The 17957-nt window shown below is 71.7% G+C and carries 22 protein-coding genes and 2 tRNA genes; 15 read left to right on the top strand and 9 right to left on the bottom strand.

Annotation, left to right across the window (positions count from 1 at the left end; translation table 11 throughout):
* Positions 1-7: 7 nt before the first annotated feature.
* From CLV46_RS07195 to CLV46_RS07185, 3 genes are all read left to right on the top strand, one after another.
* Positions 8-83 (top strand) — tRNA-Arg (locus CLV46_RS07195).
* A gap of 118 nt (positions 84-201) precedes the next feature.
* The gene (locus tag CLV46_RS07190) at positions 202-639 is read left to right on the top strand and encodes a MarR family winged helix-turn-helix transcriptional regulator (RefSeq protein WP_100364145.1); all 438 of its coding nucleotides are present in this window, start codon (positions 202-204) and stop codon (positions 637-639) included.
* A complete protein-coding gene (locus tag CLV46_RS07185; RefSeq protein WP_245866617.1) occupies positions 636-1865 on the top strand; it encodes an MFS transporter in 1230 nt (409 codons plus the stop codon). The genes CLV46_RS07190 and CLV46_RS07185 overlap by 4 nt, the downstream gene beginning before the upstream one ends.
* Positions 1866-1874: 9 nt before the next feature.
* On the opposite strand, the gene CLV46_RS07180 is transcribed toward CLV46_RS07185, so the two are convergent.
* The gene (locus tag CLV46_RS07180) at positions 1875-2078 is read right to left on the bottom strand and encodes a thioredoxin (protein WP_245866614.1); all 204 of its coding nucleotides are present in this window, start codon (positions 2076-2078) and stop codon (positions 1875-1877) included.
* 88 nt (positions 2079-2166) lie between these two features.
* Entirely contained in the window at positions 2167-2442 is a 276-nt protein-coding gene (locus CLV46_RS07175; protein WP_100364144.1) for an oligoribonuclease, read from the bottom strand.
* A 96-nt stretch (positions 2443-2538) separates the two neighbouring features.
* On the opposite strand from CLV46_RS07175, the gene CLV46_RS07170 reads away from it, so the two are divergent.
* The 3 genes from CLV46_RS07170 (at position 2539) to CLV46_RS07160 (ending at position 4094) form a co-directional block, all read left to right on the top strand.
* The gene (locus tag CLV46_RS07170) at positions 2539-3324 is read left to right on the top strand and encodes an SGNH/GDSL hydrolase family protein (protein ID WP_100365943.1); all 786 of its coding nucleotides are present in this window, start codon (positions 2539-2541) and stop codon (positions 3322-3324) included.
* A 9-nt stretch (positions 3325-3333) separates the two neighbouring features.
* Positions 3334-3957 (top strand): oligoribonuclease, encoded by a 624-nt coding sequence (gene orn, locus CLV46_RS07165; RefSeq protein WP_100364143.1) that lies wholly within the window; start codon positions 3334-3336, stop codon positions 3955-3957.
* Positions 3958-4018: 61 nt separating this feature from the next.
* Positions 4019-4094 (top strand) — tRNA-His (locus CLV46_RS07160).
* 64 nt (positions 4095-4158) lie between these two features.
* Here CLV46_RS07160 and CLV46_RS07155 read toward each other — a convergent pair.
* Positions 4159-5319, bottom strand: a complete 1161-nt coding sequence (locus CLV46_RS07155) for an ice-binding family protein (RefSeq protein WP_170028546.1) — start codon at positions 5317-5319, stop codon at positions 4159-4161.
* Positions 5320-5539: 220 nt separating this feature from the next.
* Between CLV46_RS07155 and CLV46_RS07150 the strand changes: the two genes are divergently transcribed.
* Genes CLV46_RS07150 through CLV46_RS07130 form a run of 5 tightly spaced genes read left to right on the top strand, consistent with a single transcriptional unit; the run spans position 5540 to position 8832 of the window.
* Positions 5540-6418, top strand: coding sequence for an alanyl-tRNA editing protein (locus tag CLV46_RS07150; protein WP_100364141.1), 879 nt, complete (start codon positions 5540-5542; stop codon positions 6416-6418).
* A 9-nt stretch (positions 6419-6427) separates the two neighbouring features.
* Positions 6428-6712, top strand: coding sequence for an ATP-dependent Clp protease adapter ClpS (gene clpS, locus CLV46_RS07145; RefSeq protein WP_100364140.1), 285 nt, complete (start codon positions 6428-6430; stop codon positions 6710-6712).
* A complete protein-coding gene (locus CLV46_RS07140; protein WP_100364139.1) occupies positions 6709-7191 on the top strand; it encodes a DUF2017 family protein in 483 nt (160 codons plus the stop codon). The genes clpS and CLV46_RS07140 overlap by 4 nt, the downstream gene beginning before the upstream one ends.
* The gene (locus tag CLV46_RS07135) at positions 7188-7541 is read left to right on the top strand and encodes a metallopeptidase family protein (protein ID WP_100364138.1); all 354 of its coding nucleotides are present in this window, start codon (positions 7188-7190) and stop codon (positions 7539-7541) included. Before CLV46_RS07140 ends, CLV46_RS07135 begins: the two co-directional genes overlap by 4 nt.
* A 43-nt stretch (positions 7542-7584) precedes the next feature.
* Complete coding sequence (locus CLV46_RS07130) at positions 7585-8832, top strand: D-alanyl-D-alanine carboxypeptidase family protein (protein ID WP_100364137.1); 1248 nt, start codon at positions 7585-7587, stop codon at positions 8830-8832.
* A gap of 5 nt (positions 8833-8837) precedes the next feature.
* Here CLV46_RS07130 and CLV46_RS07125 read toward each other — a convergent pair whose 3' ends face one another.
* From CLV46_RS07125 to CLV46_RS07110, 4 genes are read right to left on the bottom strand one after another with little or no spacing between them, the layout of a single operon-like run.
* Complete coding sequence (locus CLV46_RS07125; protein ID WP_100364136.1) at positions 8838-9374, bottom strand: nucleoside/nucleotide kinase family protein; 537 nt, start codon at positions 9372-9374, stop codon at positions 8838-8840.
* Complete coding sequence (locus CLV46_RS07120; RefSeq protein WP_100364135.1) at positions 9367-10122, bottom strand: energy-coupling factor transporter transmembrane component T family protein; 756 nt, start codon at positions 10120-10122, stop codon at positions 9367-9369. Before CLV46_RS07120 ends, CLV46_RS07125 begins: the two co-directional genes overlap by 8 nt.
* On the bottom strand, positions 10119-11555 hold the full coding sequence (locus CLV46_RS07115; RefSeq protein WP_100364134.1) for an ATP-binding cassette domain-containing protein: 1437 nt from the start codon (positions 11553-11555) through the stop codon (positions 10119-10121). The genes CLV46_RS07120 and CLV46_RS07115 overlap by 4 nt, the downstream gene beginning before the upstream one ends.
* Entirely contained in the window at positions 11556-12164 is a 609-nt protein-coding gene (locus CLV46_RS07110) for an ECF transporter S component (protein ID WP_100364133.1), read from the bottom strand.
* Between the two features lie 155 nt (positions 12165-12319).
* Here CLV46_RS07110 and CLV46_RS07105 point away from each other — a divergent pair, with 155 nt between their 5' ends.
* From CLV46_RS07105 to CLV46_RS07090, 4 genes are all read left to right on the top strand, one after another.
* The gene (locus CLV46_RS07105; RefSeq protein ID WP_100364132.1) at positions 12320-13243 is read left to right on the top strand and encodes an LLM class F420-dependent oxidoreductase; all 924 of its coding nucleotides are present in this window, start codon (positions 12320-12322) and stop codon (positions 13241-13243) included.
* A 25-nt stretch (positions 13244-13268) separates the two neighbouring features.
* Complete coding sequence (locus CLV46_RS07100; RefSeq protein ID WP_100364131.1) at positions 13269-14072, top strand: TerC family protein; 804 nt, start codon at positions 13269-13271, stop codon at positions 14070-14072.
* Positions 14069-15718 (top strand): glutamate--tRNA ligase, encoded by a 1650-nt coding sequence (locus CLV46_RS07095; protein ID WP_100364130.1) that lies wholly within the window; start codon positions 14069-14071, stop codon positions 15716-15718. Before CLV46_RS07100 ends, CLV46_RS07095 begins: the two co-directional genes overlap by 4 nt.
* 146 nt (positions 15719-15864) lie before the next feature.
* Positions 15865-16197, top strand: coding sequence for a DUF7882 family protein (locus CLV46_RS07090; protein WP_100364129.1), 333 nt, complete (start codon positions 15865-15867; stop codon positions 16195-16197).
* A 15-nt stretch (positions 16198-16212) separates the two neighbouring features.
* Here the strand turns inward: CLV46_RS07090 and CLV46_RS07085 are convergent, their stop codons facing one another.
* Entirely contained in the window at positions 16213-17091 is an 879-nt protein-coding gene (locus CLV46_RS07085) for an oxygenase MpaB family protein (protein ID WP_245866610.1), read from the bottom strand.
* Between the two features lie 40 nt (positions 17092-17131).
* Positions 17132-17863: a hypothetical protein gene (locus tag CLV46_RS07080; RefSeq protein ID WP_100364127.1), complete on the bottom strand. Its 732-nt coding sequence runs from the start codon at positions 17861-17863 to the stop codon at positions 17132-17134.
* Between the last annotated feature and the right edge of the window lie 94 nt (positions 17864-17957).

The following is a 17957-nucleotide window of genomic DNA, read 5'->3' as shown; positions in this document are numbered from 1 at the left end:
GAGGCGCGCCCCCGTAGCTCAGCGGATAGAGCAGCAGCCTTCTAATCTGTCGGTCGCAGGTTCGATTCCTGCCGGGGGCACCATCACCCTCGCCGCGCGTCTCCGCGGCACAACCGTCGGCTCCGCGTCGCTCCGCCGCGAGGCGCATCGCCCTGCGCGAACGGATAACCTGGTTATATATCCAGGTTATACGATTGTGACATGACCACTTCGCACTCCGACACCCTGGAGGCGCTGCTCGTCGCGACGCACCGGCTCACCCGGCTCGCCGCCCAGGAGACGGGCAGCACCACCCCCGCGGCCGTCTGGCGCACCCTGTCCATCCTCGAAGCCGAAGGCGGGATGCGCGTCGGCGAGCTCGCCGCGAGCAGCCGCATCAGCCAACCGGCGATGACGAAGCTCCTGCGCGAGCTCATTTCCGACGAGCTCGTGTACCGCATCGCCGACAGCGACGACGCGCGGGCCTGGACGATCGCGATCACCCCGAAGGGTTCGCGAGCCCTCGACTCCTGGCGCACCCGGCTCGCCGAGACCCTCGAACCGCACTTCGGCGACCTCGACGCCGCCGACTGGGCCACGCTCGACCGCGCGGCGCGACTCCTGACCCAGCACCTCGGGCACGGGGAGGCGGTCGCGTGAGCGGCACCCACGGGTCGAGCATCCTCAAGCAGCCGGGACAGGTGTGGGCCGTCGCCTTCGCGAGCGTCATCGCGTTCATGGGCATCGGCCTCGTCGATCCGATCCTCCCGGCGATCGCCGCTGACCTCGACGCCAGCCCGACCGAGGCGGAACTGCTGTTCACGAGCTACCTGCTCATCACCGGTCTCGCGATGCTCGTCACGAGCTTCGTCTCGAGCCGGCTCGGCCCGAAGCGCACCCTGCTCATCGGTCTCGGGCTCATCGTCGTATTCGCGCTCGCGGCCGCACTGAGCGGTGACGTCGAGGCGGTCATCGGATTCCGCGCCGGGTGGGGACTCGGCAACGCGCTGTTCATCTCCACCGCCCTCGCGACGATCGTCGGCGCCGCGAGCGGAGGCACCTCCTCCGCCATCGTGCTCTACGAGGCCGCCCTGGGACTCGGAATCGCGATCGGGCCGTTGCTCGGCGGCCTGCTCGGCGGGATCTCCTGGCGCGGACCGTTCTTCGGCACCGCGACGCTCATGGCGATCGGGTTCATCGCGATCGCGGTGCTGCTGAGAACCGACGCGGACGAACCGCGCGAGCGCACGCGACTCAGCGCTCCCCTGCGCGCCCTCGGCCGGCCTGCCCTCGCCCTGCTCGCCGTGACCGCGTTGTTCTACAACATCGGGTTCTTCGTGCTGCTGGCCTACACGCCGTTCCCGCTCGGCTTCGACGCGATGGGCATCGGGCTCACGTTCTTCGGGTGGGGTGTCGGGCTCGCGATCACGTCCGTGTGGGTCGCCCCGCTGCTCACGGCCCGCGCGCGACGCACGACGGTGCTCGCGGTCGTGCTTCCGCTGCTCGCGGTCGACCTGCTCGTCGCCGCGGTCACCGTCGGGTCCCCCGCAGCGCTCGTCGCGTGCGTCGTCGTCGGCGGCCTCCTGCTCGGCGTGCTCAACACGGTGCTCACCGAGAGCGTGATGGAGGCGACCGATCTGCCTCGATCCGTCGCGTCGTCGGCGTACTCCGCGGTGCGTTTCATCGGCGGCGCGGTCGCCCCGCCCCTCGCGACGGTGCTCGCCGACAGCGTGTCGGAGAGCATGCCCTACGTCGTCGCCGCCGCGAGCGTGCTGATCGCCGCCCTCGTCGTGCTGTTCGGCCGGCGCGCTCTCGCCCGCATCGACGACGGATCTGAGAGCACGCTCACCGAAGCCGAGGCGATCACCATCGGCGACGCCGCCTGACCGACGGGTTCAGACTGCCTTCGCGATCGCGACGAGCACCTGGTCGAGCGTCGGGATGCCCTCGGCACGGAACACCTCAGCGCCCTCCCGGTCGTCGATCGTGACGGTGGGGGTCGACCGGATGGCGCGCGCCTCGGCCTCGTCGACGTGACGGGCGACGTCCCGCTCGTCCACGACGAGCCCGGGGACGACCGCCTCGGCACGGTCCAGCACCGCACGCGTGCGCGCGCACGGCTCGCAGAAGGCGGAGCTGAAGAAGGTGACGCGGATGCCCGCTGCCGGGGCGTCCGCGTCGCCTCTCTCAGCGGTCGTTTCTCTCCATGGGATCCTCGAGCTCTTCGCTGTCGAGCTGATCCCAGATGTAGGTGACGTGCACCTCGTGACCGACGTCGACGGCGCTCTTGGCGGCGTAGACGAGCTGGGTGTCGATGCCCTCCTGCGAGACGATGACGGTGACCTCGTCATCCCAGGTGCCGTCGGTGCTGATGCGCCGCTCGGTCTGGCCGTCGAAGGGACCGCCGGAGAACAGCACGACGTACTCGTCGCCCTGGGCGACTCGGGGGGTGGTGTCAGACATGCCCCCAGTGTACGAGGGCTGAATTCTTGCTTTCCGGTGAGGAAAGGCGGCCGCGACGCGGTGGTCCGGTGCGCGGTCCGGGGCAACACTGTGCTCATGGACCGACCGGGATGGACCCGCTACGTCGCCCTCGGTGACTCGATCACCGAAGGATTCTGCGACCCGATCGTCGGATCCGGCGAGCCCTGGCTCGGCTGGGCCGACCGCCTCGCCGCCATCCTCGACGGCAACGCCCGGCTCGGGAACGGCGACGGCATCCGTTACGCGAACCTCGCGGTGCGCGGTCGCCGGGTGCGCGACGTCGTCGACGAACAGATCCCCGCCGCGCTCGATCTCAAACCGGATCTGGTGTCCGTGATGGTCGGCGGCAACGATCTGATGACTCCCCGTTCCGACCCGGACGCGCTCGCGGACCGCATCGATCTCGGGGTGCGCCGTTTGCGCGAGGCGGGCGTCGACGTGCTGCTCGCTAACTGCTTCGATCCCCAGTTCGCGCTCTTCCTGCGTCCGTTGCGGGGACGCGCCGCCGTCTTCAACGCGCACATGTGGTCCATCGCGCGGACGCAGCAGACCTACACGCTCGACCTCTGGGGCATCCGCGAGTTCCGCGATCGGGCGATGTGGTCGCAGGATCGGGTGCACCTCACGAGCGCCGGCCATCGCGTGCTCGCGCGCCGCGCCGCCTCGTCGCTCGGCGTGCCGTATTTCGAGGTGCCGGGGGAACCGACCGCGGCGGCCGAGCCGGTGCGCACGCTCACGACGATGGGCTGGCTCACCACGCATGCGCTGCCCTGGGTGGGCCGGCGCCTGCGCCGGGTGTCGACCGGCGACGGCATCGCCGCCAAGCTGCCGATGCCGATCACGGTCGTGCCCCCTCGCTAGAGTGGCCGAATGGCTGCTGCTGACGACCGTCTGGTGTGGATCGACTGCGAGATGACCGGACTCGACCTCGCGGTCGACGAGCTCGTGGAGGTCGCCGTCGTCGTCACCGACTTCGATCTCGAGCCCGTGCATCCGGGCTTCACCGTGGTGATCAAGCCGGATCAGTCGGCCCTCGACAACATGAGCGAGTTCGTGCGGAACATGCACACCGAGAGCGGACTCATTGACGAGATCCCGCACGGCAAGAGCCTCGCCGAGGCCGAGTACGAGGTGATCGAGTACATCCTCGCTCACGTGCCCTCGGCCCAGCACGCACCGCTCGCCGGCAACACCATCGGGACCGACCGCATGTTCCTGGCCAAGTACATGCCGCGCGTCGACGCGCACCTGCATTACCGCAACGTCGACGTGTCGTCGATCAAGGAGCTGTGCCGACGCTGGCTGCCCCGCGTCTACTTCAACGCCCCCGCGAAGAACGGCGGCCACCGCGCCCTCGCCGACATCCTCGAATCGATCCGGGAGCTGCAGTACTACCGTCGCGCGGCGTTCGTGCCCGATCCCGGTCCGACGACCGAGGAAGTTCAGCTCGCCTCGGCCGAGGTCACGGAAGCCTGGGCCACGCGCCTCGCGTGAGCACGGAGGCCCCGGCTTTCGTACTATGATCATCCGGTTGCCTCGCCACGCGAGGCGCATGGTGGGCGTAGCTCAGTTGGTAGAGCGCTGGCTTGTGGTGCCGGATGTCGCGGGTTCGAGTCCCGTCGTCCACCCCAATCTCCTCCGACCCGCGCAGCGGGTCGTCGATGGCTGCGGCGGGACCGGGCGCTAGCGCCCCGTTCAGGCCCGTCGGGCCGCGCGCCGGACGGTGAACGCCGCTCCGAGCGCGAGCAGGAGGGTCGCGAGAATCGCGGCGAGCGCCGGGTCGGTTCCCGTCGCGGGGAGCTCGGCGGCGCCCGATGTGCCGGTTCCCGGGGCGACGGGAGCGGGCGGCGGCACGACCGCGGCCGGCGCGATCGTGATCGTCGTGATCGCCGAGACGTCGGGCTCGGTTCCGTTGCTCGCCGTCACCGTGAAGGTGAACGTGCCCGGCGTCGTCGGGGTGCCGGAGATGACGCCGGTGACCTCATCGAGCGCGAGACCCTCGGGGAGCGTGCCGTCCGTCACCGTGTACGTCGGAGCAGGGGTGCCCGTCGCGGTGACGGTGTGCGTGTACGGCGTGCCGACAGTTCCGCTCGAGGGGGCCTCGGACGTGAACTCGGGGCTGTCGGTCTCGACCGGTTCGGAGCCGGGCTCGCAGCCGTCGGGGACCGTGATGTCGTTGGTGTCGAGGGTGACGGCGGTGCCGTTCGCGAGGAGTCGGCCCTCGATGTCCGCCCCCGTGTTGGCGGTGATCGCGGCGCCGGCCATGACGGTGCCGACGAAGTCCGCTCCGCTGCCGATCGTGGCCGAGCTGCCGATCTGCCAGAACACGTTGCACGAGGTCGCCCCGCCGGTGACCTGGATCTGTGCCGCAGACCCGACGGTGAGGGTGCTCGCCGCCTGAAAGACCCAGATCGAATCCGCGGCGCCCGCGAGGGTGAGCAGGCCGCCGGTGCTGAGCGACAGCTCGCCGCCGGAGTAGACGCCCGGCGTGAGCGAGAGTCCCGCGAGCTCGCCGACGCCGGACGTGGTCGGGGTGAGGCCGGCCGCGTCGCCGATGGCGTCGGTCAGGTCGGTCTGCGCCTGGGATGCCACGGCGTCCGTCTGGTGGATCGTGCCGGTGACGTCACCGGCGGGCGGTCCTTCGAAGCCGGTGATGGAGGTGCCCGGGCTGACCCCGAGGTCGCCGTTCACCACCGACGGACCGGTGTTGGTGACGGCGCTGGCGCCGAGGACGCCGAACGTCTCGGCCGTGCCGAGGTCGATCGGCCCGTCGATGACGGTCGCGGCGGTCGCGCTCGACGCCGAGGCGACGCAGATGCCCAGAGCGAGCACCCCCGTCACGGTGACCGCGCACAAGGTGCGAAGGGAAGAAGAACGAACGGCCACAGCGGGCCCCCTGCCTGTCTGGAGGAGAAACCCGGAATGCCCCATACGTTCCGCCCCTGCTACCTGAGGGGTATCACATCGCTTCTCGGATAGCGAGGGAAAACCGAAGTCGACTCGACATTGGCAGGCCACGCGCAGCCGGGCGGGACAGCGGCTGAGTGAGCGTCGCGCGGCCCTCTAGCGTGGAGGCATGACCCTTCCCGCGCGTGACACGACTGTGCTCTACCCCTCCAGCGCCCTGGGCAACACGACGACCGTGCTGCACGTCGAGGCGCTCGGCGATGCGCGCGCGGCCGTGCTGCTCGAGGCGACCGCGTTCCACCCCCGCGACGAGGCCTGGCCCGACCAGGGTGCCGACGCGGGAGAGCTCCTCGTCGGCGACACCCGGGTGCCGATCGTCGACGCGGTCGTCGCGGCGACCGACGGCGCCTCGCTGCACCTGGGCCGCGAGGTCCCCGTGCGCAAGGGCACCGACGGGTGGGCATTCGTCGTCGCGCACCTCGTCGACGCCGCCGGTGCGCCCGCCGAGGGCGACACCGTCACCGTGAGCGTCGACGGCGACCTGCGGCGGGCGCTCTCGGTCGGCCACACCGCGTGCCACCTCGCCTCGCTCGCGCTCAACGCCGCGCTCGCCTCCGCGTGGCGCAAAGAGGTGCAGCCCGATGCCGCCGGCTCGCCGGACTTCGACGCCCTCGCGATCGAAACCTCGACCATCACCGCCGACGGCTCCGTGGACGTCTACCGCATCGGCAAGTCCCTGCGGCGCAAGGGGTTCGACCCCGCGGCACTCGACGACGTCCAGGCGGTGGGCTCGGTCGTGAACGCCCGGCTCGCCGAATGGACGGCGGCCGGCATCCCGATCACGATCGAGAGCGACGGCCCCGATCTGACCGACCGTCGCCGGTGGCGCGCCGAGCTGCCCGACGGCGTCGTGACGATCCCCTGCGGCGGCACCCACGCCTCCTCGACCGACGAGACCGGCGGGATCACCGTCGGCCTCGAGACCTCCGCCGAGGAGGGCGCGGTCCGGCTCGTCATGACCACCCGCGCCCATCCGCCCCGCCCGTAGGCTGGACGCGTGCCGCTGACCGAGGAACGCACCGACGCCGCCACGCGCGTCGCACCCGACGTGCCCTGGGTCACCATCGTCTGGAACGACCCGGTGAACCTGATGTCGTACGTCACCTACGTCTTCCGCACGTACTTCGGTCACCCGCGGGAGGAGGCGGAGCGCCTGATGCTCCTCGTGCACAACGAGGGGCGCGCCGTCGTCGCGAGCGGACCCCGCGAGCAGATGGAGCGCCACGTCGAGGCCATGCACGCGTACGGGCTGTGGGCGACGCTGCAGCGGGAGGACGCGTGATCGGGTTCGAACGGATGCCCGACGGCCGTGTCGCCGTCGAGCTCGCGCGCGAAGAACGCGACCTGCTCGCGCAGCTCGTGGGACAGCTGCCGACGGTGCTCGACGGCGGCCGGGACGACCCCGCGGTGGCCCGCCTGCTGCCCGACGCCCATCGGGACGACGCCCCCGCCTCCGAGGAGTTCCGGGAGCTCACCGGGCGCTCCCTCCTCGACGGCAAGCGCGCCGACGCGGTCCGCGTCGGAGCGGCGCTCGCCCGGGTCGACGACACGGCCGACGACGGAGCACGAGTGGAGCTCGACGACGGACTCGTGCTCTCCTGGCTGCGCACGCTCACCGATCTGCGTCTCGTCGTCGCGTCACGACTCGGCATCGAGCACGATGACGACCCCGGGGCGCCGGACGAGGGCATGCGGATGGTGTACGACTGGCTCGGCTACCTGCAGGAGTCGCTGCTGCACGCGATCGACGAGCCCGCATGAGTCTCGAACTGAGTCCGGAGGAGTTCGAGGAGATCGTCGCCGACGAGCTCGACGAGCTGCCCGAGGAGATGGTCGAGGGCCTCGACAACGTCGTCTTCGTCACCGAGGACCGCCCGGAGGACGGGTCCCTCGACCTGCTCGGCCTGTACGACGGCGTCGCCCTGACCGAACGCGGTCAGTATGGGTTCGGTGAGCTGCCCGACCGCATCGTGCTCTACCGCGAGCCCCTGCTGGCCATCGCGGCGGATCTCGACGAACTGCGCGACGAGATCCACGTCACACTCGTGCACGAGATCGCCCACTTCTACGGCATCGACGACGATCAGCTGCACGAGCTCGGCTGGGCCTGAGTCGCTGCCCGGATCGGGCCTGCGCGGCGGTTAGCCTGGCCGCATGGTCGAGGGCAGGCGCATCGCGCGCGGGATCGGCGTGCTCATCGGCACGCTCGCCATCCTGACCCCCGGCGTCTACGGCGCCGTCACGCTGCTGCCGCCGCTTCCGGAGCCGCGGGTGGTGCAGACCGCGTTCACCGAGCCGACGGAGATGCCGCCGCTCGCGGTGCCGCTGCCCGCAGCGGGGGCCTCTGCTCTGGTGAGCGCCGACGGCACCGTGCTCGGCACCGGCGGCTCCCCCGACGCCGTGCCCATGGCCGGGGCCGCGAAGACCGTGCTCGGCCTCGTGACGCTCGATGCGCATCCGATCGCCGACGGCGATGGCGACACCGTGACGATCACGGCGGATGACGTGACGGCGTTCGCGAAGTACTCCGCCGAGGGCGCGCGCGTGACGCCGGTGACCGCGGGATCCACCTGGACGCAGCGCGAACTGCTCGCCGCCGTCGCGCTCGGTTCGAGCAACAACCTCTCCGAGACCCTCGCGCGCTGGGCGTTCGGATCGGTCGCGGCCTACCTGGATGCTGCGGCGGCCTGGTTCGACGAGCAGGGTCTCGATTCCGCCGAGGTCGTGGATGCGACCGGGATCGCGGCCGCGGATGTCGCCTCGGCCGCCGACCTCGCGCGCATCGCACAGCTCGCGGGTACGGACCCGGTGCTCTCGACGCTCTACGCCGAGCGCGGTGTCGACTCGAGCAACGGTCGCGGATTGCAGGACTACGCCGAGTACCGACCCGAGACCGGCATCAGCGGCATCTCTCGCAGCTACACCGACGCGGCCGGCGTGTGCCTGCTCTTCGCGATGCCGTTGCCGACGGCCGAGGGCGCCGAACCGGTGACGGTGTATGTCTCGATGCTCGCCCAGGACAGCTACCCCGCGCTGTCGGCGGCGCTCGATGGCGTCCTCGCGGCGGCTCCTGCCGCCCTCGTGCCCACGGAGGTCGTGGCCGAGGGCGCCGAGATCGCCCGGGTGCGTACCGCGTGGGGCGACGAGGCGACTCTCGTGGCCGACCGAGGGCTGAGCGGATCCGGGTTCGCCGGGTCGCTCCCCCCGGCGACGGTCGACGTCGTGGGCGGCGGCTTCGTCACCGACGGCCGCAACGTCGGCACGGCCGCGTTCGATGTCGCCGGGTCGACGCAACGCGTCGCCCTCCGGGCGGAAGGCTCCATCCGCGACCCGGGACCCGGATGGCGGTTGACGCACCCGGTGGAGATGTCGGCGCGCGTCGGCGCGCTCTTCGGCGGCTGACCGCCTCACCCGTCCGGCGCCAGCCACCGGTCGACCACGAGGTCCACCGATGCGGCGACGTCGACGCCGTCGACGACGAGGTCGGCGCCCTCCCGGGGATGCTCGGCGGCGAGGAAGGCGTCCTCCTGCCGGGCCCATCGTTCCCAGTGCGGGGCGTAGGCGTCACCGTCGCGCTCGAGGGCGCGACGCCGGCGTGTGCCGGCATCGAGCTCGACCCACACGGTCAGGTGAGCGCGTTGCCGGGCCGCCGCGCTCGCGGCGCCGCAGCCCTCGACGATCAGCGGGCGTGCCGGGTCGAGCGGGCCCCACGGCCCCTCCCGTTCGGCGGCCCAGTCCCACGCGCGCCACCCCGGCGCGACCGGATCGAGCACGTGCGCGACGACGTGCGCGCTGCCCGCGGCGAGCCCGTCCCATCCGGGATAGACGTCGTCGAGGCGCACGAGCTGCGCGCCGGGCACCCGACCGGTGACGAGGCGCGCGAGATCCGATTTGCCCGCCCCCGACCGCCCGTCGATGAGGAGCACCGGGCCGCGCTCAGCCAAGGATCGACCTCCACGCCCCCACGGAGACCGACGTGACGATCGCGGCGACGACGATCACGATCGCAAGCAGCATCAGCACCGCGTCGGCCCGGCCCACCGACGAGGGCCGCGCCCAGGTGCGGGGCGCATCGGTGCGGAAACCCTTCGCCTCCATCGCCGTGGCGAGTTTGGTGCCGCGCCGCACGCTCAGCACGAGCAGGGCGAACGCCTGACCCGCGAACCGGCGCACCCGCCCGCGGTCGGCCACCCCTCGCGCGCGGCGCGCGAGTTCGAGCGCGCGCCAGTCCTCGACGAAGAGTCCGACGAGCCGCAGCCCGGCGAGGGCGCCGAGCACGAAGCGGGCGGGCAGGTGCAGCAGTTGCGCGAGCCCGTCGGCGAAGCGGGTGAGGTCGACCGTGATGAACAGCACGATGGCGGGGATGCCCGCCGCGAGGACGCGGAGCGCGATGACCGCCGCGAGCTCGAGCGACCCGTCGGTGACCGTGACGAACCCGAGCTCGAGCCGCACCCGGCCTGAGTCCTCGCCGTACAGCGCGGTCGTGACCCCGGCGAGCGGTGCCGCGATCCACACCGGCGCCGTGCGGACCCAGAAGGTGCGCCAGGGCACCCCGGCAAACGGGATGAGCAGCAGCTCCGCCGCGAGGGCGACCGACGCGGTGACGATGTCGAGGGAGACGAGCAGGCTGACGGAGAGCACGAGGGCGGCGGCGAAGGCCGTGACGGGATTGACCCGCGCGAGCGCGTTCACGCGAGCACCAGCCGATCGTCGGCGAGAGCATCCAGGAACTCGGCGTCGTGCGTGGCGGAGACGACGGCACGGCCCTCGTCGAGCAGCTCGGCGAGGAGGGCCACGAGCTCGGTCCAGGTGCGCAGGTCCTGCCCGAAGGTGGGTTCGTCGAGCACGAGCACCCGCGGCGCCGTCGCGAGCGCCGTGGCGACCGACAGCCGGCGCTTCTCGCCTCCCGAGAGGGTGAAGGGGTTCGCCCCGGCGAGCGCCGAGAGCCGCAACCGCTCGAGCAGCGGCTCGACGCGGCGGGCGATCTCACCGGATTGCATGCGCAGAGCTCGCGGCCCGACCTCGAGTTCGGCGCGCACCGATCCGGTCAGGAACTGGTGCTCGGGATGCTGGAACACCGATCCGATGCGGGTGAGCAGCTGCCGGGACCGCCAGCGGTGCGGGAGCGGCCCGGCGCCGTCGGCGAGGAGCGGCCCGGCGATCGCCTCGCCGGCCACCGGGGCGAGCAGTCCACCGAGGGTCAGGGCGAGGGTCGACTTTCCCGACCCGTTCGCTCCGCTGAGTCCGAGCATCCGCCCGGGTCGCAGTGCCGGCACGTCGACCGACGCGACGGGCATCCGGTCGCGACCGACGACGAGTCCCTCGGTCGTGAGCAGTTCGATGCCGGAGGAGCGCGGGTCCCGCGCGCGGGTCGGCGGGGCCGGCTTCCGACCGGGCACCCAGACCCCCAGTCGCGCGAGCCGGTCGCCCTCGCGGTCGAGCACCGCATCGGGGGCGCCGTCGGCGACCACCGCCCCGCCGTCGATCACGACCACCCGCTCGACGAGGTCGCGCCATACCGCGACGCGGTGCTCGACCACCACGAGCGTCGCGCCCGTGGCGCCCACGGCGCGCGCGACGGCGTCGCGCACCTCGAGCACCCCCGCCGGATCGAGGTTCGCGGTCGGTTCGTCGAGCAGGAGCAGGCCGGCGTGCATCGCGAGGGCCCCGGCGATCGCGAGCCGCTGCTTCTGACCGCCCGACAGGGCGGACGTCGCACGATCGAGCGGCACGGTGAGCCCCACGTCGCGCAGGCTCTGCTCGACCCGGCGCCAGATCTCCTCGCGCGGCACGGCGAGGTTCTCGCACCCGAAGGCGACGTCATCGCCCACTCGGGACAGCACGATCTGGGAGTCGGGGTCCTGCAGCACGAGCCCGACGCTCCCGCGCGCCGCGGCCGGCGGCCCGCCCCCGACGAACAGCGCGCCGTGCTGGTCACCCTCGTCGTCGCCGAGCACGCCCGCGAGGGCGTGCAGGAGCGTCGACTTGCCGGACCCGGATGCACCGAGCAACAGCACACGCTCCCCCGGCTCGATGCGCAGATCGAGCCCCGTCGCGACGGGGGCGCGGCGCCCGGCGTACGTCCAGCCCCAGCCGCGCGCCTCCGCCCCGACCGGGGCGATCACCTAGGCCGAGACCTCGCGCCCGGCGGCGAAGCGCGCGAGCGCTCCGCTGCGGGCGAGTCCACGCATCGCGAACCAGCTCAGCAGACCGGCGAGCAGCGCGCCCGAGACGAGCGCCGAGAGCGCGTACACCGTCTTGAAGACCGCGTCCGTCGCGGGGTACCACACGGTCAGGTCGGTGATGACGAGGCCGACGGCGCCGCCCATCCCGGCGAGCACCGCCGTCCACATCCGCCATGCGCGGTAGGCGAGGATCGCGAACACGATCTCGATAGCGATCCCCTGCACGACGCCGGAGAGGAGCGTCAGCCACGCCCACTGGGTGCCGATCACCATGGAGACGAGGGCGGCGATCACCTCGGTGTAGAGGGCGGCGCCGGGCTTGCGGATGACGAGTCCGCCGAGCACCCCGGCGAACAGCCATCCCCCGGCGAGGAGGGCCGACAGTCCGGGCAGGAACGCCAGCGGGATGCTCCCGACGTTCCAGAAGATGCCCCACGCCCAGAAAACGACTCCGCTCGCGACGCCGATCACGCTCGCGACGACGATGTCGACGACACGCCAGGAGTAGCGCGATCGGGTACCGGATGCGGTGGGGACTGCGGTGGTCATGACGTGCCTTTCACGTGGAGGAACGGCACGGGTCTCGAGAATGCCTCCCTGCGCTGGCATGATCCAGATCAGGTTCGACGGTCGAAGCTTGGAGCAGCTTCCTCTCAGCCCGGCTCACCGGACTCCCGTGTACGGGCCAAGCATAGGATGTGCCGGTGGAAATCTGCATCTTCACCGAACCCCAGCAGGGCGCCTCCTACGAGACGATCCTGGCCCACGCCCAGGCGACCGAGCGGCTCGGGTTCACCGGCTGGTTCCGCAGCGACCACTACCTCGTGATGGGCGACCACGACGGGCTGCCCGGCCCGACCGACGCCTGGACCACGCTCGCCGGCCTCGCCCGCGAGACCTCGCGCATCCGCCTCGGCACCCTCGTGTCGTCGGCGACCTACCGGGTGCCCGGCATCCTCGCGATCCAGGTCGCGCAGGTCGACCAGATGTCCGGTGGACGGGCCGAGCTGGGTCTCGGCACCGGCTGGTACGCACGGGAGCACGCCGCGTACGGCATCCCGTTCCCCGAGAAGCGCTTCGACCTGCTCGAGGAGCAGCTCGCGATCGTCACCGGCCTGTGGTCGACCCCCGAGGGCGCGACGTTCTCGTTCGACGGCGCGCACTACTCGCTCACCGACGCCCCCGCCCTGCCGAAGCCCGTGCAGTCGCGCATCCCGGTCGTCGTCGGCGGCGGCGGCCCCAAGCGCACGCCCGCCCTGGCCGCGCAGTTCGCGACCGAGTACAACATCGGCTTCACCGACGAGTCGACCATCGCCGAGAAGTTCGCCGTCGTGCGCCGGGCGTGCGAAGACCACGACCGCGATCCCGCGGACCTGCGCTACTCCGTCGCGCTGCCCACCGTGGTCGGTGCGACTCGCGACGAGTACGAGCGCCGCGCACGGGCGATCGGCGAGGACCCGGAGGGTTTCGCCGTGGTCAACGTCGCCGGGAGTCCCGCCGAGGCGGTCGACAAGCTCGGCCGTCTGCGCGAGCTCGGTGCCGACCGGGTCTACCTGCAGACCATGGACATGACCGACCTCGAGCACCTCGAACTGCTCGGCGCCGAGGTGCTCGCGCAACTCGGGTAGGCCGCGCGCCCGTAGGATCTCGGGCATGGACTTCTTCACAAGCCCTGACCTCTGGATCGCCTTCCTCACCCTGTTCGTCCTCGAGCTCGTGCTCGGCGTCGACAACGTCGTCTTCATCTCGATCCTCGCCGGCAAGCTGCCGAAGGAGCAGCAGGCGCGCGCCCGCACCGTCGGACTGTCGCTCGCCCTCGTGCTGCGCATCGCGCTGCTGTTCGCCGCCTCATGGATCATCGGGCTGACCGACCCGATCTTCTCGATCGGCGACGCGGACGCCCTCGAGTTCAGCGGACGCGATCTCATCCTGATCCTCGGCGGGGCGTTCCTGGTCTACAAGGCCGTCATGGAGATCCACGAGCGGCTGGAGGGCTCCGAAGGTCACGGGCGCGGGGCCAAGGCGGCGAGCTTCGGCGCCGTCATCGTGCAGATCCTGCTGCTCGACGTCGTGTTCTCGCTCGACTCGGTCATCACCGCGGTCGGGATGGTCGACGAGCTCTACATCATGATCGCGGCCGTCGTGCTCGCGATCGGCATCATGCTGTTCACGGCGGGCGCGATCAGCGACTTCGTCAACAAGCACCCGACGGTCAAGATGCTCGCCCTCGCCTTCCTCGTGCTCATCGGCACGACCCTCATCGCCGAGGGCTTCGACGTGCACATCGACAAGGCGCTCATCTACGGTCCGATCGCCTTCGCGATCATCGTCGAGACCCTCAACCTCGTCTACAAGTCGCGCCAGGCGAAGAAGCGCCACGAGACCGTGGAGCCGGTGCACCTGCGCGCGGCCTACGTGCCGGAGGACGACAGCACCACGAACGGAGCCACCAAGTGACCACGCTCGACCGCCAGGTCGTCGACTCGCTGTTCCCCGACGACCTGCCCGAGGTGGAGCACTGGGAGTCCCTGTACCCGCCGCGGGAACTGCCCGAGGGTGCCGCCGTGACCCGCTTCGCCCCCAGTCCGACCGGCTTCGTGCACATCGGCGGCATCTACACGGCGATGATCGCGCAGGATGTGGCGCTGCGATCCGGCGGACGCTTCTTCGTGCGGGTGGAGGACACCGACAAGGCCCGTGAGGTCGCCGACTCCGCCGTGCAGTTCGCGCGCGCGTTCGAGTACTTCGGTGTGCACCCCGACGAGAGCGATCCCGACGGAGCGTACGGTCCGTACCTGCAGTCCTCGCGGGAGCGGATCTACCACAGCTACGTGCGGCAGCTGCTGCGCGAGGGCAAGGCGTTCCTCTGCTTCGCGACGACGGAGCAGCTCGCGGCGATCACCGAGGAGCAGCGCGCGCTCAAGGCCCAGCCCGGCTACTACGGCCGCTGGGCGCCGTGGCGCGACGCGAGCCAGGCCGAGGTCGAACAACAGCTCGCCGCCGGCGCCCCGTTCGTCGTGCGTTTCCGCGCGCCCGAGTTCACCGGCGCCCGTTCATCGTTCACCGACCTCATCCGCGGCCGCATCGACCAGGACGACAACCGCAACAACTTCGTGCTGCTCAAGCGCTCCGATTCGAGCCCCTGGCTGCCGACCTACCACCTCGCGCACGTCGTCGACGACCACCTGATGCGGGTGAGCCCGGTGATCCGCGGCGAGGAGTGGATGTCGTCGGTGCCGGTGCACCACCAGTTGTTCGACGCCCTCGGCTTCGACCGCATCCCCTACGCGCACATCGCCCCGCTGCTGAAGCAGGAGGGCTCGAGCAAGCGCAAACTCTCGAAGCGTAAAGACCCCGAGGCCTCGGTCGACTTCTACATCGAGGCGGGTTATCCACGGGATGCCGTGCTCTACTACCTGCGCGGGCTCGTCAACGGCCGTCTCGCGGAGCTGCCCATCGCCGACGCGCTCGCCGCCCCCATCCGTCTCGACGAGGCGGGGGTCACCGGAGCGCTCGTCGACACGGCCAAGCTCGACAACATCGCCAAGGACGTGATCGGCGACCTCACCGCCGACGAGGTGCTCGACGCCGTCTCCGGATGGGCGACCGCATTCGACCGGGAGCTCGCCGAGGTCATCGCGGCCGACCGCGAGTACGCCCGTCGCGTCTTCGACGTCGAGCGCAGCGGCAGCGAGAACGTGCGGAAGGACCTCGCGCGCTGGTCGGACGCGCGCGCGGCCTACGGCTTCCTCTTCCCCGCGCTCTTCACCCCCGTCACCGATCCGGCCGACGAGCGGCTCGGCAAGATCGAGCCCGCAACGGCCGTCGCGGTGGCGCGCGACTTCGTCGAGTCGTACCGCGACGACGCGGACCGCGACGTCTGGTTCGCTCAAATCCGCGAGCTCGCGGTGCGGCACGGGTACGCGCCCGGTCCGGCCGAGCTCAAGGCCGAACCGGAGCGGTACAAGGGCCCGCTCCGGATCGTCGCGAACGTCGTGCGCGTGCTGCTGACCGGCGCGTCGCGCAGCCCCGACCTGTGGGAGGTCGCTCGCGTGCTCGGGGCCGACGAGGTGCGGCGACGCGCCTCGGCGCTCGGGGCCTGAACGCGCGCATTCTGGCCGAGGATCGCGACGGATCCGGCCGCCCGCGAGATGATGGGGCGAACTCCCGGCCGCCGTCCCCGCGGCGTGTCGGCGGGCGGCATAATCGAAGGTGAACCCGCGCTCCCCGCGGGCGGAAGGAGGGCGGCGTGGGCAAGCTGCTGTACGGCGACTCGCAGGTCGAGATCCAATTCGACGATCGTGCGCTCGCTCATCTGCAGATCGTCATCGGCGCCAAGCTGCGCCGCCGCGAGAGCTTCTTCCTGAGCTGGCGCGACGACCCCAGCGTGGGCGACGGCCGCAGCTCCATCTGGATCGACGCCGCCATCCCGCTGTACTTCAAGTATTTCGGCGGACGGCTCCCCGACATCAACCGCGAGTGGCTCGAACTGCTCACGCAGTCGGCGCACTCCTCCCACGGCCTGCAGCTGATGGACGAGCCCGGCAACCACAACGGGCATCCGCCGCGCTCGAACGCCTGAACCCACGGAACGGACTCACGGCGACACTCCCCCTGTGCCACTCGCGTCCCGCTCCCGGTCGAGACGTGCCAGCCGACGGCGCGCGGCGAGTTCGCTCGTCGAGGGGCGCCCGAGGATGCGCTCGACGAGCCACAGCACGAGTCGGGTCGCCGTGACGGCCGGCCACCACGGTCGGCGCAGTCCGAGCAGCCGCCGGTGTGCCGGCGGAAGCGACGCCACCGCGCCCGCGAACAGCACGCGGTAGCCGAGCATCGTGCCGGCAGGCAGCGGCGGTCGACGGATGAACGCGATGGCTTCGCGCACCCGGTCGTCGCCGCGCAGGCGCGGGCCGAGGTGGGCGAGCCGTCGTTCCAGACCGCGCCGATCGGTGGGCGGTTCCGGCAGCCCCATCGCGGTGCCCGCGGCCGCCCACTCGCGCACATACGCGTCGGAACCGCCGGGGATCGGGCCGCCCCAGATCTCGTGGCAGACCAGGAACGACTCGGTGAACGCGCAGTGCACCCACTCGACGAGCTCGGCGTCGTTGGCCGAGTAGTCGGTGGACGCGCCGTCGTGCGCGATGTACTCCCCGTGCACCCGCTCGTGCAGCCGGCTCACCCTCGCGGAGGCGCGGAGCGCGCCGGCGCGGTCGGCGAAGGTCGTCGTGATGACCCACCGCACGGTGCCGGCGAGCCGGCCGAGAGGGTCCTCGCGGTAACGCGACCAGTCGTGCACTCCCGCCATGGCCCCCGGATGCAGGGTCTGCATGAGCAGGGCCCGGATGCCGGCGACGAGGGTCGCCGTGCCGCCGTGCACCGCCCAGACCGCTGAGCCCGGCCCGAAGAATCCGGCGTCGTCCCCGGCTTCGAGTTCCCGTACCCACGGCGGAGAGCCGTCGGGCTCCCCCGAGAACATCCGCAGGAGGCGGGCACGGAAGGGTTCGCGCCGCCGGTCGTCAGAACCCGCCGAAGTCGCCCCCGCCGAAGTCCCCACCGCCGAAGTCCCCTCCGCCGAAGTCGCCGAATCCGCCGTCGCCCCAGCCGCCGCCCGCGTCGGCACCGGCATCCGCACCGGGATCACCGCCCGCGTCGCCGCCGGCGTCCGCGCCCGGGTCGCCGCCGCCGTCGCCGCTGGCGTCGCCGCCTCCGTCGCCCTCGCCGCCCGCGTCGCCCTCGCCTGCGGCCTGATCGGCACCCGGATCGGGCAGGAACGCGCCGACGAGGGCCGAGCCGATGACGTAGCCGGCCACGGTGCCGAGCAGCGACGAGGCCATCATGCCGCCGAAGCCCATGCCGCCGCCCATGCCGCCGCCACGTCCGGCGAAGGTGCGCTCCATCGTCCCGGGCTGACGCAGCTCGGAACGGGTCGCCGACTGGGCGAGCGCCTCGGGCGAATCGCTGCGCGGCTTCTCACCCTCGGGTGCTTGGTCGCTGAGCTCGCGGAAGACCTGCTGCCGCTGCTCCGGGGTCAGCTTCGCGAACGCCTCGGCGTGCACCTGTTCGATGGTCTCGGGCGGCGCGGTCCGGAGCAGATAGCGGTACCGCTCGATCGCGATCTCGTCGTCGGAGCGCGGTTGCCGCTGCGGCGGCGCGCTGTCGTAGGCGCCCGCACGATGCGGCGCCTGGGGCACGGGCGGGGCGGTCGGCTGCTCGGGTTCGCGGCCGAAGATGCGGTCCATCAGTCCCATGGGTGTCTCTCCTCGATCGGGGATGACTGAACGCTATCCACGTCGTCTGGTAGTGCGCTCTGCGCCGGCCCGACGCTCGTCGACAGCGCGCCGA

The organism is Diaminobutyricimonas aerilata (genome assembly GCF_002797715.1).
Taxonomy (GTDB): Bacteria; Actinomycetota; Actinomycetes; order Actinomycetales; family Microbacteriaceae; genus Diaminobutyricimonas; species Diaminobutyricimonas aerilata.
Note: the sequence above shows the minus strand (reverse complement) of the source record. Positions and strands in the feature narration are given on the sequence as shown.